The 13,134-nt window shown below is 73.6% G+C and carries 11 protein-coding genes; 5 read left to right on the plus strand and 6 right to left on the minus strand.

What is annotated here, in order from left to right; all coding sequences use genetic code 11:
* Positions 1–4 precede the first annotated feature (4 nt).
* From ACZ5CZ_RS24570 to ACZ5CZ_RS24595, 6 genes are all read right to left on the minus strand, one after another.
* Positions 5–1,222: a cytochrome P450 gene (locus ACZ5CZ_RS24570; protein WP_385846247.1), complete on the minus strand. Its 1,218-nt coding sequence runs from the start codon at positions 1,220–1,222 to the stop codon at positions 5–7.
* Positions 1,223–1,278: 56 nt separating this feature from the next.
* On the minus strand, positions 1,279–2,058 hold the full coding sequence (locus ACZ5CZ_RS24575) for an N-formylglutamate amidohydrolase (protein WP_468945985.1): 780 nt from the start codon (positions 2,056–2,058) through the stop codon (positions 1,279–1,281).
* A gap of 139 nt (positions 2,059–2,197) precedes the next feature.
* Positions 2,198–4,420 (minus strand): NADP-dependent isocitrate dehydrogenase, encoded by a 2,223-nt coding sequence (locus ACZ5CZ_RS24580; protein WP_385846249.1) that lies wholly within the window; start codon positions 4,418–4,420, stop codon positions 2,198–2,200.
* A 99-nt stretch (positions 4,421–4,519) separates the two neighbouring features.
* The gene (locus tag ACZ5CZ_RS24585; RefSeq protein WP_385846250.1) at positions 4,520–4,924 is read right to left on the minus strand and encodes a DUF4186 domain-containing protein; all 405 of its coding nucleotides are present in this window, start codon (positions 4,922–4,924) and stop codon (positions 4,520–4,522) included.
* On the minus strand, positions 4,924–5,238 hold the full coding sequence (locus ACZ5CZ_RS24590; protein ID WP_468945989.1) for an SHOCT domain-containing protein: 315 nt from the start codon (positions 5,236–5,238) through the stop codon (positions 4,924–4,926). The genes ACZ5CZ_RS24585 and ACZ5CZ_RS24590 overlap by 1 nt, the downstream gene beginning before the upstream one ends.
* Before the next feature lie 34 nt (positions 5,239–5,272).
* Entirely contained in the window at positions 5,273–5,731 is a 459-nt protein-coding gene (locus ACZ5CZ_RS24595) for a DUF6325 family protein (protein WP_385846252.1), read from the minus strand.
* A 436-nt stretch (positions 5,732–6,167) separates the two neighbouring features.
* Between ACZ5CZ_RS24595 and ACZ5CZ_RS24600 the strand changes: the two genes are divergently transcribed.
* The 5 genes from ACZ5CZ_RS24600 to ACZ5CZ_RS24620 all read left to right on the plus strand — a co-directional run bounded on the left by ACZ5CZ_RS24600 (position 6,168) and on the right by ACZ5CZ_RS24620 (position 12,990).
* Positions 6,168–7,403 (plus strand): hypothetical protein, encoded by a 1,236-nt coding sequence (locus ACZ5CZ_RS24600; RefSeq protein ID WP_468945992.1) that lies wholly within the window; start codon positions 6,168–6,170, stop codon positions 7,401–7,403.
* Positions 7,404–7,650: 247 nt separating this feature from the next.
* A complete protein-coding gene (locus ACZ5CZ_RS24605) occupies positions 7,651–10,263 on the plus strand; it encodes a winged helix-turn-helix domain-containing protein (protein WP_468945994.1) in 2,613 nt (870 codons plus the stop codon).
* Positions 10,264–10,367: 104 nt separating this feature from the next.
* Entirely contained in the window at positions 10,368–11,996 is a 1,629-nt protein-coding gene (locus tag ACZ5CZ_RS24610) for an MFS transporter (protein WP_468945996.1), read from the plus strand.
* A 16-nt stretch (positions 11,997–12,012) separates the two neighbouring features.
* Positions 12,013–12,210, plus strand: coding sequence for a hypothetical protein (locus ACZ5CZ_RS24615; RefSeq protein ID WP_468945999.1), 198 nt, complete (start codon positions 12,013–12,015; stop codon positions 12,208–12,210).
* 135 nt (positions 12,211–12,345) lie between these two features.
* On the plus strand, positions 12,346–12,990 hold the full coding sequence (locus ACZ5CZ_RS24620) for an HdeD family acid-resistance protein (RefSeq protein WP_468946002.1): 645 nt from the start codon (positions 12,346–12,348) through the stop codon (positions 12,988–12,990).
* Positions 12,991–13,134 lie beyond the last annotated feature (144 nt).

Genomic DNA, 13,134 nt, shown 5'->3' on the forward strand with positions numbered 1-13,134 from the left:
GCCCTCACCAGGTGACCGGCAGCGTCAGCGGGCCGCGGATCATCGTCCGGTGCCGCCACCGCACCTCCTGCGGCGGCACCGCGAGCCGCAGTCCGGGCAGCCGGTCCAGCACCGTGTCCACCAGCAGCTCCAGCTGGAGCCGGGCCAGCACCGCGCCGGTGCAGTGGTGCGGGCCGTTGCCGAACGCCAGGTGCGGGTTGGGCTCGCGGTCGGGGTGGATGCGGTCCGGGTCGGGAAAGACGTCCGGGTCGCGGTTGGCGGCGAGATAGGAGACGTAGACCGGGTCGCCCGCCGCGATCCGGTGGCCCGCGATCTCCACGTCCTCCAGCGCGATCCGGGCGAGCCCCACCGAGCTGCGGTGCGAGATCCAGCGCAGCAGCTCGTCCAGCACCGGCCCGCGTTCCCCGGGCCGCGCCCGCATCCGCTCCATCAGCTCCGGGCGGGTCAGCAGCAGATACAGCATCTGCCCGCAGTTGTGCGTGACCGCCTCACCGCCGATCTGGAGCGGACCGGCCAGTCCGACGGCCTCCTCCTCACGGATCTCACCGGCCGCCACGGCCCGGCCCAGCAGCGAGTAGACGTCCTCGTCCGTGCTGTTCGCGCGGGCCCGCACGGTCGCGGTGATCCAGCCGTACAGCCCGTTCTTGGCCTCGCCGGCCGCCTCCGCCCCGGTGGTGCAGATGATCTCCCGGGTCCATGCGTGCACCCGGTCCCGGTCGGCGGCCGGCACCCCCATCACCTCGCTGACCACGATGATCGGGAACGGCTCCAGCACCCGCTCGACCAGGTCGGCCGGGGGACCGTCCCGTACGACGCCGTCCATCAGCTCGTCCAGGATCGCCTGGGCGCGCGGCCGCAGCCGTTTCATCCCGGACACGGTGAAGGCCGCCGCGACCGGCTTGCGCAGCCGGTTGTGGTCGGGCTGGTCGACCCAGGCCAGAGAGCCCGGCCGGGGCGCGAAGTTGGGCGCCATCCGGGTCACCTGACGGCGGGTGACCTCCGCGCGGCTGAACCGCGGGTCGTTGGTGATCAGCCGTACGTCGTGATAGCGGGTCGCCAGCCATGCCCAGCCCTCGCCGAACGGCAGCCTGATCCGGGTCAGCGGACCTTCGCGCATGAGGTCGGCGAGGACCGGGTCGAAGTCCGGGCCGTCCAGGTCGAGGGCGGGCCAGACCCGTTCGGGCGGCGGGGCCTGGCCGGCCAGCGTGATCTCCTCGGTCATGCCCACCACCCTGGTACGGGCCCCGCTCGCTGTCCTGCGGACGTGCTCCACCCGGGCTACAGTGCGTCCACCAGCGCGGCCAGTGCGCCGGCGAGCCGCTCCAGCCCCGGCCCGGCCGCGCCGCCCGGCTCGGTCATGTAGAGGTCCCGGCGGATCTCCACCATCAGGGCGCCGACCCGGGCGTCCGTGCCGTAGAACTCCAGCGGTACGTAGGTCCCGGCGAACGGGCTGTCCAGCCCGGTGCCGCCGCAGCCGGCGAACGCCGTGCGGGCGGCCTCGACCAGTTCCGGCGGGGTGTGGAAGGCGTCCGTGCCCAGGCAGACGGGCGGGCGCGGACCGGTGCCGTGCAGCTCGTAGGGGAGCGGCCGGCTGGGGTAGGAGTGCACGTCGACGATGACGGCCCGCCCAGTGGCGGCCAGCCGGTCCGCGACCGCCTCGGTCATGGCCCGGGCGTACGGCCGGAAGTACCGGGCGAGCAGCGGCTCCGGATCGGTGTCGGCGGGCCGCAGCTCCGCCCGGTGCGTGGTGCGCGTGTAGACCGCCCCCATCCCGGCCGCGAGCATCTCCTCACGCTCGTCCGGGAACCGCTCGGGGTCCACGACCAGCCGCGACAGCCGGTTCACGAACCGCCAGGGCGTCACCCCGGCCAGCCCGGCCGCCCGCTCGGCGAGCTGTGCGGTGTGCGCGTCGGTGATGTGGTCCAGCTCCCGCTCCAGTTCCGCGTCGCTCAGCACGATCCCGGCCCGCACCTCTGCGGGCACCGTCCGTGCCGAGTGCGGTATGTGCAGCAGGACCGGCGAGTCGGGGGCGCCGGGAAGGAGTTCGTACGAGGACACGGGCGGCTCCGGGGGCGGCGGGGGCGTACTGCTGGACGGCGGTGCGGGACCGAGGGGCCGGCATGCCTCCGCCCCCGGCCTAAGACACCGGCCGGGGGCGGAGTACGGGCTCAGGCGGGCAGCCGGAGCGCCGCGGGCGTCAGCTGCTCAGGGACGCCAGCGCAGCGTTCCAGGTGGCCGACGGGCGCATGACCGCGTCCGCCTTGGCCTTGTCCACCTGGTAGTAGCCGCCGATGTCGGCCGGCGAGCCCTGGACGGCGATCAGCTCGTCCACGATCTTCTGCTCGTCGGCGGCGAGGGACTCGGCGAGCGGCGCGAACGCCTTGGCCAGGTCGGCGTCGTCGGTCTGCCGGGCCAGCTCCTGCGCCCAGTACAGGGACAGGTAGAAGTGGCTGCCGCGGTTGTCGATGCCGCCGACGCGACGGGTCGGGGACTTGTCCTCGTTGAGGAAGGTCGCCGTGGCGCGGTCGAGGGTGTCGGCGAGCACCTTGGCGCGGGTGTTGCCGGTGGCCGCCGCGTACTGCTCGAAGGCCGGGACGAGCGCGAAGAACTCACCGAGCGAGTCCCAGCGCAGGTAGTTCTCCTTGACCAGCTGCTGGACGTGCTTCGGCGCGGAACCGCCGGCACCCGTCTCGAACAGGCCGCCGCCCGCCATCAGCGGGACGACCGACAGCATCTTGGCGCTGGTGCCCAGCTCCAGGATCGGGAACAGGTCGGTCAGGTAGTCACGCAGCACGTTGCCGGTCACCGAGATGGTGTTCTCGCCGCGGCGGATGCGCTCCACCGACAGCTTGGTGGCCTCGACGGGGGGCAGGATGCGGATGTCCAGGCCCTCGGTGTCGTGCTCCGTCAGGTACTGGCGGACCTTGGCGATCAGCTGCGCGTCGTGGGCGCGGTCCTCGTCCAGCCAGAACACGGCCGGGTCGCCGGTGGCGCGGGCGCGGGTGACGGCCAGCTTCACCCAGTCGCGGATCGGGGCGTCCTTGGTCTGGCAGGCGCGGAAGATGTCGCCGGCGGAGACCGGCTGCTCCAGGACGACGTCGCCGTTCTGGTCGACCAGGCGGACCGTGCCCGCGGCCGGGACCTCGAAGGTCTTGTCGTGGGAGCCGTACTCCTCGGCCTTCTGCGCCATCAGGCCGACGTTCGGCACCGAGCCCATGGTGGACGGGTCGTAGGCGCCGTGGGCGCGGCAGTCCTCGATCACGGCCTGGTAGACACCGGCGTAGGAGGAGTCCGGCAGCACCGCGAGGGTGTCGTGCTCCTGGCCGTCCGGGCCCCACATGTGGCCGGAGGTGCGGATCATCGCCGGCATGGAGGCGTCGACGATGACGTCCGAGGGGACGTGCAGGTTGGTGATGCCCTTGTCGGAGTCGACCATCGCCAGGGCCGGGCCCTCGGCCAGCTCGGCGTCGAAGGAGGCCTTGATCTCGGCGCCCTCGGGCAGGTTCTCCAGGCCCTTCAGGATGCCGCCGAGGCCGTCGTTCGGGGTGAGGCCGGCGGCCTTGAGGGTCTCGCCGTACTTCGCGAACGTCTTCGGGAAGAAGACGCGCACCACATGGCCGAAGACGATCGGGTCGGAGACCTTCATCATCGTGGCCTTCAGGTGCACGGAGAACAGGACGCCCTCCTCCTTGGCGCGCGCGACCTGCGCGGCGAGGAAGCGGTTCAGGGCGGCGACGCGCATCACGGAGGCGTCGACGACCTCGTCCTTCAGGACCGGCACGGACTCGCGCAGCACGGTGGTGGTGCCGTCCTCGCCGACCAGCTCGATCCGCAGCGTGCCGTCCTCGGCGATGACGGTCGACTTCTCGGTGGAGCGGAAGTCGTTCTCGCCCATGGTCGCCACGTTCGTCTTGGACTCGGCGGTCCAGGCGCCCATGCGGTGCGGGTGGGTCTTGGCGTAGTTCTTCACCGACGCCGGGGCACGGCGGTCGGAGTTGCCCTCGCGCAGGACCGGGTTGACGGCGGAGCCCTTGACCTTGTCGTAGCGGGCGCGGATCTCGCGCTCCTCGTCGGTCTTCGGGTCGTCCGGGTAGTCCGGCAGCGCGTAGCCCTTGCCCTGGAGCTCGGCGACGGCGGCGCGCAGCTGCGGGATGGACGCCGAGATGTTCGGCAGCTTGACGATGTTCGCGGCGGGCGTCTTGGCCAGGTCACCCAGCTCGGCCAGGGCGTCCGGGATGCGCTGGTCCTCGTTCAGGTACTCCGGGAAGTGGGCGATGATGCGTCCGGCCAGCGAGATGTCCCGGGTCTCCACGGGCACACCGGCCTGCGCGGCATAGGCCTGGATCACCGGCAGGAACGAATGCGTCGCCAGGGCCGGGGCCTCGTCAGTGTAGGTGTAGATGATGGTCGAGTCAGTCACCGGGTGCTCCGCTCCACGTCTGCAACATTGCTCGACATCAAGATATCTCGTGATCGGGTCCGACTCGACAGGGGTCCGCTCACGGGCGTCTGTTTTCGATCAGCCGGGCCCGGCTGTCATCTCCCGCTCGATCCACCGGCAGATCACGGCCACCACGTAGTCCCGCTCCGCGTGGCTCAGCTCCCGCCCCTTCGGGATGCCGTGCCAGCGCTCCAGGCAGCTCCGGCAGCAGGTGGCGGTCGCATGCTGCGCGACGAAGACCGGGTGGCCGCGGTACGGGGTCTGCCGGCCGTCCTTGTGCGGCTCGGCCGGTGCCAGACGCCTGGCGATCAGGTCGTACGCGTGCCGGCGCACCGTGGCCGGTCCCTTCAGCTCCGCGGTCGCCCGGTCCCGGCCGCGCAGCCGGAACCGGGCCCGGAACGGCTGGCGGGCGAGGGCGTCCAGACGCCGGTCCAGAAAGCCCGGCTCCGGGACGGGCGGGTGCGGGGAGTTCGGCTCGGGCATCAGCCCAGCAGCAGGCGCTTCTGCTGCTCGAACTCCTCCTGGGTCAGAATTCCCTGGCTTCGCATGTCGCCCAGCTGCTTGAGCTGGTCGATCTTCTGGCTCATGTCGTCGTCGGCGGCGGGCGCAGCCGGCGGCGGTGGGGGCGGGGGCGGTTGCTGCTGTGCGTACTGCGGTGCAGCCTGGCTCTGCTGCTGCTGCTCGTCGTCCTGCTGCGCCCAGCGGCCCGCCTGCCGCCGCGAGACGCGGTTGGACACGGCGGTCGCCGTTCCGGCGACGACGGCGGTGCGCGCTACTCCCCGAAGCAGTCCGGGCATGTGCGGTCATCTCCCTGTGTCGATGCGTGGATGCTCAGGCGGCCGCGGAGCCACCGGGCGGCACCGGCTCCTCCGTGGCGTCCAGGGCCGCCAGCAGGGCCTGGACGGGGATGCGGCCGCTGGCCACGAGCTGTGCCCCGCTGCGCCTCAGCGCGGCGGCCAGCGGTGCGGCCCACAGGTTCTCGTACACCAGTACGGCGGCCGAGTTGCCGGGTTCCAGGGCGTTGGCGGCCTCCTCGAGGTCGCCCTGGTCCAGCACGCCGGCCGAGGCTCCCTCGAAGAGGGACACATCGATCGTGTCGCCGAGGTCCCGCAGCTCCAGACCGGTCGTCGTGCCGTCGGTCTCCTTGCGGACGAAGGCGAGGTCGATGATCCGGATGATGCCGCGTTCGGCGAGATCGACCAGGAGCGGGAACGCCTCCCCCGTCATGCGGTTGCCGACGAATTCGATGACCAGGTAGTCGACGGGTCCCATCTCTTCGACGCTGTCCATGGCCTCTCCTCACGAGAAGGATCGGAGTCGGTACGGCCGACACTCGTCAGAACGCCGTTTCCCCCAGTCCAGCACGCGCGGGAGGGGCCCGCACTTCTGCGGGCGGAGCGGTGACCAGGGATGCGCGGACGGTGAACGGACTCGCCCGTGCGGGCCACTCCGGCGCGCGGAGCGGCCGCGGGACTGACGGAATGGAGGGTGTCCAGCCATCGCCCCGCCGGAGGGTCCCGTGACCGAGCCACCCGCCCCGAACCCGCAGGAGCCCGACCGGGACCGGCCCGCCCCGAACCCGCAGGACGCCGACCGGGACCGGAACCGTGCGGAGGCGGCGGGCCCCGCAGCCGGGGGAGCTGGTGCTAGTTTCGGGGCCGGAGGCGGAGGCGGACGGCCGGGGACGCCCGGGGGGCGGTCGGGGGGCGGCGGCGCCGGACGTGCCGTGCGGAGCACCGCCTCCGCCGTGCTCATCGTGCTCACCTGCATCCTCGTCCCGGTCGCGCTCCTCGCCACCTGGGTGCACGACATCGCGCTCGACACCGACCGCTACGTGGCCACGGTGGCACCGCTGGCCACCGAGCCCGCCGTCCAGGACGCGGCGGTCCACCGGATCACCGAGGCCGTGGGCACCCGCGTGGACGGCAAGCAGGTCGCCGGGGACATCGCCTCCTGGCTCCAGTCCCAGGGACTGCCGCCGCTGGCCGCCGACGCGGTCAGCCGGCTCGGGCCGCAGATCGACTCCGCCGTGGACGCGTCGGTGACCAAGATCGCCACCCGTGTCGTCCACAGCGACGTCTTCGTCACGGTGTGGCGCAACGCCAACCGCGCCGCTCACAACGCCGTCGTCCACGCGTTGACCGGTGAGGGACGCGGTGCGGTCGGGGTCAGCGACGGCACCGTCACCCTGGACGTCGGCACGGCCGTCGACCGGGTCAAGACGGAGCTGGTGGACGTCGGTCTGAAGCCCGCCGCCAAGATCCCGCAGGTGAACAAGCAGCTGGTGCTGTTCCACTCCGACCAGCTCGCCAAGCTCCGCAAGGGCGCCCACCTCCTGGATGTCGTGGGGAACTGGCTGCCGGTGCTGGTCGTCCTGCTGGGCGTCGCCGGAGTGTTCCTGGCCCGCCACCGGCGCCGGGCCCTCGCGCGCACCGCGCTGGGCGCCGCCTTCGCCTGCCTGGTGGTGGCCCTCGCGCTGGTCGTGGCCCGCCGCTACTACCTCGACCATCTGCCGCCGCAGGTGCAGTCCAAGGCGGCGGCCGCCGCCGTCTTCGACACCCTCCTCAGGTTCCTCCGGGTCAGCCTGCGTACGGCCGTCGTCCTGGGCGTGGTCATCGCTCTCGGCGCCTATCTCGTCGGACCGGGCCGGCTGCCCGTGGCCGTGCGCGGCTACTCCGACCACACGGCGGACTCCGCGGCGCGCTGGGCGGCCGGCCACCACATCCACGCCGGGCGCGTCGGCGCCTGGGCACTGGCCTACCGCCGGGCCATCGCCCTCGCCGGCCTGCTGATCATCGCGCTCGTCTTCGCGCTGTGGAACCATCCGACGGCGCTCACGGTGCTGCTGCTGGTCCTGGTGCTGCTCGGCATCCTGGCGCTGCTCGCGCTGCTGGCGGCCGGGGGCCGGGTGCAGCTGGAGGCGGCACGGACCAAGCCGGAACCGCCCGCGGACGAGCACTGACGGCGGCCGCGCGGGACGGACCGGGGTACACCGGGGGCCGCTGCGCCCGGTGTACCCCGGGACGGATGGGCGGACGAAAGGGCCCGACCGGTCCATGTGCGCGCCGCGGCCGGACCGGCAAACTGGGTATGACAGACGAAAGCCTCTCCACGGGCCCGAGGGACAGGGTGGTGACCCTGTGGCTACCAGGCACGAGCACACGAGGGGATCGGCCGGAGAGCACGTCGATCCGCTGGGAGAGCCGTTCTTGCGGACCCGGTTCGCGCTGCCGGCCAGGCCCGCCACCTTTCTGCTCCGCCGACGGCTCACCGACCACCTCGACCAGGCCTTCGGGACACCGCTGACGATGGTCAACGGCTCGGCGGGCGCGGGCAAGACCCTCCTGGTCGCGGACTGGGCCGCCCGGCTCGGACAGCCCGTCGCCTGGTTCACCGTCGAAGCGGGCGACCAGGGCAGCGGAATGTTCTGGGCCTATGTGCTCCAGTCCCTGCGCGCCGCCGGCGTACCGCTGACGGCCGCCGTCGGCTGCCCGGCGGACGCGGGCCGGGTGGACCGCAACCTGCTGGCCCGGCTCGCCGGTGAACTGAGCGCGCGCGAGCGGCCCGTCGTCCTCGTGCTCGACGAGTTCGACCGGGTGGTCTCCGCGCGGATCGCGGAGGAGCTGGAGTTCGTCCTGCACCACGCCGGGCAGGGGCTGCGCCTGGTCCTCGTCACCCGCACCGAGCCGCTGCTTCCGCTGCACCGCTACCGGGCGGCCGGGACCGTGACCGAGATCCGCGACGCCGAGCTGGCCTTCACCGCGGAGGAGGCCGCCGCGCTGCTGGAGCTGCACGGGCTGCGGCTGCCCGCACAGGCCGTCCAGGCCCTGCTGGCGCGCACCCGGGGCTGGGCCGCCGGGCTGCGGCTGTGCGCCCTGGCGGCCCGGCAGAGCCCGGACCCCGACACGTATCTGACGGATTTCGAGGCGGACCGCAGCACGATCGCCGACTTCCTGCTGGCCGAGGTGCTGAAACGGCAGCCGGCCCGCACCCAGGAGCTGCTGCTGCGCGTCAGTGTCGTGGAGCGGTTCTCCCCGGCGCTGGTGGCGGAGCTGACCGGGCGCGGCGGCGCCGAGCGGACCCTGGCCGAACTGCACGGCCAGAACGCGTTCGTGGAGGACCTGGGGCACTCGTGGTACCGGCTGCACCCGCTGTTCGGCGAGATCCTCCGGGCCCATCTGAGGGCGCGTTCGCCGGGGCTCGAAACAGAACTCCACCGGCGCGCCGCGCGCTGGCTGCGCGCCGCCGGCGCCCTGCCCGAGGCGCTGACGCACGGCGCCGCGGCGGGGGACTGGAACTTCGCCGCCCAGGCCCTCGTCGACGACCTGGCGATCGGCCAGCTCTTCACCGGGCTGCGCGCGGACGACCTCGCCGAGCTGTTCTCGCGGATGGGCCCCGAGCCGACGAGCGCGGCGGCGGAGCTGGTGCGCGCCGCGCACGACCTGTCCGTGGGCGACGCCGACCGCGGCCTGGTCCGGCTGCGCCGGGTGGAGGGCCGGCTGGCCGCGGGGCCGGCCGATGCCGCGGGCCGGCTGAGCTGTGTGCTGCTGGAATCCCTGGCGGCCCGGCTCACCGGTTCGCCGGGCATGGCGGAGCGGGCCGTGGCCACGGCCGAGGAACTGCGCGGCGAGGTCTCCGCCCGACTCCTGGAGAACCACCCCGAGTTCCAGGCCCTGCTGCTGACCCATCTGGGCTCGGCCCGGCTGTGGGCCGGGCGCTTCGACGACGCGCGGGCCGCCCTGTCCGAGGCCGCCGGCTTCCCGAGCGGTGTCTCCACCGCACTGCCGCGGCAGGACTCCCTGGGGCAGCTGGCGCTGATCGACTACCTGAACGGCCGGCTGTGCCGGGCGGAGCGCACGGCGCAGGCGGCGCTGCGCGAGACGGAGAAGTTCGGCCTGTGCCGCCCCCGCTGCTCCGGCGCTGACCTGGGGCAGCTGGTCCTCGCGGCGGTCGCCGTCGACCGCGGCGAACTCCGGCACGCCGAGACGCTCCTGGGCGAGGCGGACGGCTGCGCCTGCCCGGCCGACCCCGTCACCGCCGCCGGCCGCTCGCTGGTCACCGCCCGGCTGCTGCTGGCGCGCGGCGAACCGCAGGCGGCCGCGGCGGCCGCCGGCCTCACGGTCCCGGCCATGGTGGCCTCCCCCTGGGCCGAGGCCCAGACGGCGCTGGTCGCCTCCGCGGCCCAGCTGGCCGAGGGCCGCCCGGACAGCGCCGTGAAGGTCCTGGACGACGTCTCCTGCGACGGTGAACCCGTGTGCACGGCGGAGCTGGCCTGGGCCCAGTTCGCCGCCGGAAACCAGCGGGCGGCGATCGACCTGCTCGACCACATGCCGGCGGGCAGCACCGGCCCGCGGGCGACCGTACAGGCGGCCCTGGTGCGCGCCGGAGCCGCGCAGGAGACGGACGTCGACACCACCCGCAGACTGCTCGCCCGGGCCCTGCGGGAGGCCCGCCGGGAGCGGCTGCGCCGGCCCTTCCTCGAAGCCGGACCGCGGATCCGGCGGCTGCTGGACACCCCGCCCCTGCAAGGCCTGGCCGCCGGGTGGCTCGTCCCGGACCGCCCCGCGGCGGATGCCGGGCGGGAGGCGGCCGGGGACGCCCCGCCCCTGGTCGTCGAGGAGCTGAGCGGGCGCGAGCGCGACGTCGTGGACCGGCTGGCCCAGCTGATGTCCACCGAGGAGATCGCCGCCGACCTGTACGTCTCCGTCAACACGGTGAAGACCCACCTGAAGAGCGTCTACCGGAAGCTCGACGTGAACGGGCGCCGCGCCGCGGTGCGCCGGGCCCGCGACCGCGGGCTGATCCGGCCTCCCGCCGGATGATTCCCCCGCGACGGGTGAGGCGCGGCCCGCGCGCCTGACGCTGCGATGAGGGGGGCGGCCGAGTTCCCGGCCGCCGGCCGGCAGGACTCGGCGAGGTGGACACCATGGGACACTGGCGCGCTCTGATGGTGCTCGGGACGGCCCAGTTCCTGATGGTCCTGGACACCTCCGTGATGAACGTCTCGATCAGCCAGCTGGTCGAGGACTTCCACACCGAGGTCACCGCCATCCAGGGCGTCATCACGCTGTACGCGCTGGTCATGGCGGCATTCATGATCATAGGAGGCAGGCTCGGCGACATCCACGGCCGTCGCCGCCTCTTCGTCGTCGGCCTGGTCGTCTACGGCATCGGCTCGGCCCTCACCGCGCTGGCCCCGACCCTCTGGGTGCTCGCGCTGGGCTGGTCGGTGATCGAGGGGCTCGGCGCCGCGATGGTGCTGCCCGCCATGGCTGCCCTGGTCGCCGAGTCCTACCAGGGCAGGGACCGGGCGGTCGCCTACGGTGTGATCGGCGGACTGGCGGGGGCCGGAATCGCGGTCGGCCCGCTGCTGGGCGGCTGGGTGACGACGTATCTGACCTGGCGGCTCGTGTTCGCGGGCGAGGTCGTGGTCGTCGCCGTCGTGCTGCTGTTCCACCGGGTGGTCAAGGAGGTCGCGCGGACCGGACCGCCGCCCCGGCTGGACCTGCCCGGCGCGGCCCTCTCGGCGGCCGGACTCGCGCTGGGCGTCCTCGGGGTGCTCCAGAGCAGCACCTGGGGCTGGGTGCACCCGCGCAACCCGCCCTTCACCGTCTTCGGGTTCGCCCCCACCCTGTTCGTGGTCGGCGCCGGGGTGGCCGTACTGGCCCTCTTCGTGCACGCGGAGCGGCGGCGGGAGGCAGCGGCGGCCGACCCCCTGGTGCACCTGTCCCTGTTCCGGGTGGCGCCGCTGCGCTCGGGCCTGCTCACCCTGCTCTGCCAGAACCTCATCCTGCTGGGCCTGTTCTTCACCATCCCCCTGTACCTCCAGGTCGTGCAGGGCTACGACGCCTTCCAGACCGGGCTGCGGCTGGTGCCGGTGTCCGTCACGATGCTCGTCACCTCCCTCGGCGCCGCCCGGCTCGGCCGGATCCTGGGCCCGCGCAGGGTCGTCCGGCTGGGGCTGCTGACCCTGGCCGCGGCCGTGCTGTGGCTGCTCGCCACGATCGATCCGGTGATCGACAACGCCCAGTTCGCCGGGGCGATGGCGGTGCTCGGCATCGGCATGGGGCTGCTCGCCTCCCAACTGGGCAACGTCGTCCAGTCGAGCGTGGGCGAGGAGCAGCGCAGCGAGGTCGGCGGCCTCCAGTTCACGGCGCAGAACCTGGGCTCGGCCCTGGGCACCGCACTCATCGGGTCGCTGCTCATCGGCGCGCTGGTGCACGCCTTCACGGCCGACGTGGACAGCAACCCCCAGCTGTCGTCCGAGGCCAAGCACCAGACCGGCGTCGCCCTGGAGGCCGGGGTCAGCTTCGTGCCCACCAGCCAGGTGCGCACGGCCGCCCAGGACGCCGGACTGCCGCCGTCCGAGGTGGACGCCGTCACCTCCTCGTACGCCTCCGCCCAGCTGGAGGGCCTGAAGGCGGCGATCCTCGCCACCGGCGGGATCACCCTGGCGGCCTTCCTGGTCACCGGCCATCTGCCGGGGGCGCCGGCCCGTGGGCCGAAGGAGTCCATAAGCGGCGCCTCGGCGGGTGCGGCCGGTGCCCGGGAGTGAGGGGGGAGAACGGCCCATGCACTACGAGATCCGCGTCGACGGACACATGTCGGAGACCCTCGTCCAGGCGTTCCCGGAGCTGGACCATGTGCGGATGTCCGGTCAGACGGTGCTGTTCGGTCCCGTCATCGACGAGGCGCACCTGTACGGCCTGCTGAACCGCTGCCAGTCGCTGGGGCTGCGGGTCGTGGAACTGCGGCAGCTGCCCGAGTGACCGCGGTGGCCGGCCGGGGATCACTCGCCGCGGGTGATGCGCGGCGCGGGCCGCGCACGGACGCTGGTCGGGTGAGGGATCACAAGCCGCCCCGCCGGTGCTCCGCTGGCGGGCCGGATCGCGCGAGGAGGAGCCATGACCGAGTCGCGTGGACAGGCGCCGCGCAGCGGCCTGTCGTATCTGCCCGGCGAGGCGGCCACCGACCCCGACGGGACGCTCACGGCGATCGGGCGCTCGTGGACCTGGATCCTCGGGTCGGCGATCGCGACGCTCGTACCGGGCGTGCTGGTCCTCGTCTGGCCGGACGAGACCCTGCACGTCCTCGCCGTGCTCATCGGCCTCTATCTGCTGCTCACGGGCGCCTTCCGGTTCGTGACGGCGTTCGCGCGGGAGCACGGCGAGCGGATTCCGGGACTGCTGGTGGCCGTGCTCTTCGTGCTGGCCGGCGTGCTCTGCCTGCGCCACCCCATGCAGACGGTCGCGGCGCTGTCGCTGATCGTCGGGCTCACCTGGCTGGTGTCCGGCATCCTCACGCTGTATGCCGCGCTCGCCGCCCCGGATCTGCCGCACCGCGGGGTCGTGGTCGGTGTCGCGCTGCTCGGCATCGTCGCCGGGATCGTGGTGCTGGCCATGCCCACGGCCTCGGCGCGGGCGCTGACCAGGCTGCTCGGTCTGTGGCTGGTGCTGCTGGGCATCGGCGAACTCGTGTTCGCCTTCGCATGGCGGGCGGCGCTGCGCAGGGGCGACGCGCTGCCGGGCGCGGCCGGGCCCATGGACTGAGCGGGCCGGGGGGGGGGGGGGGGGGGGGGGGGGGGGGGGAGGGGGGAGGGGGGGGGGGGGTGGGGGGGGGGGAGTTGATCGCCGAGCCGCGCAGGGGGGTTTCTCCCCCCCCCCCCCCCACGCCGTGCCGCCCTCGCCGAGCTG

The organism is Streptomyces sp. NPDC031418 (genome assembly GCF_055581605.1).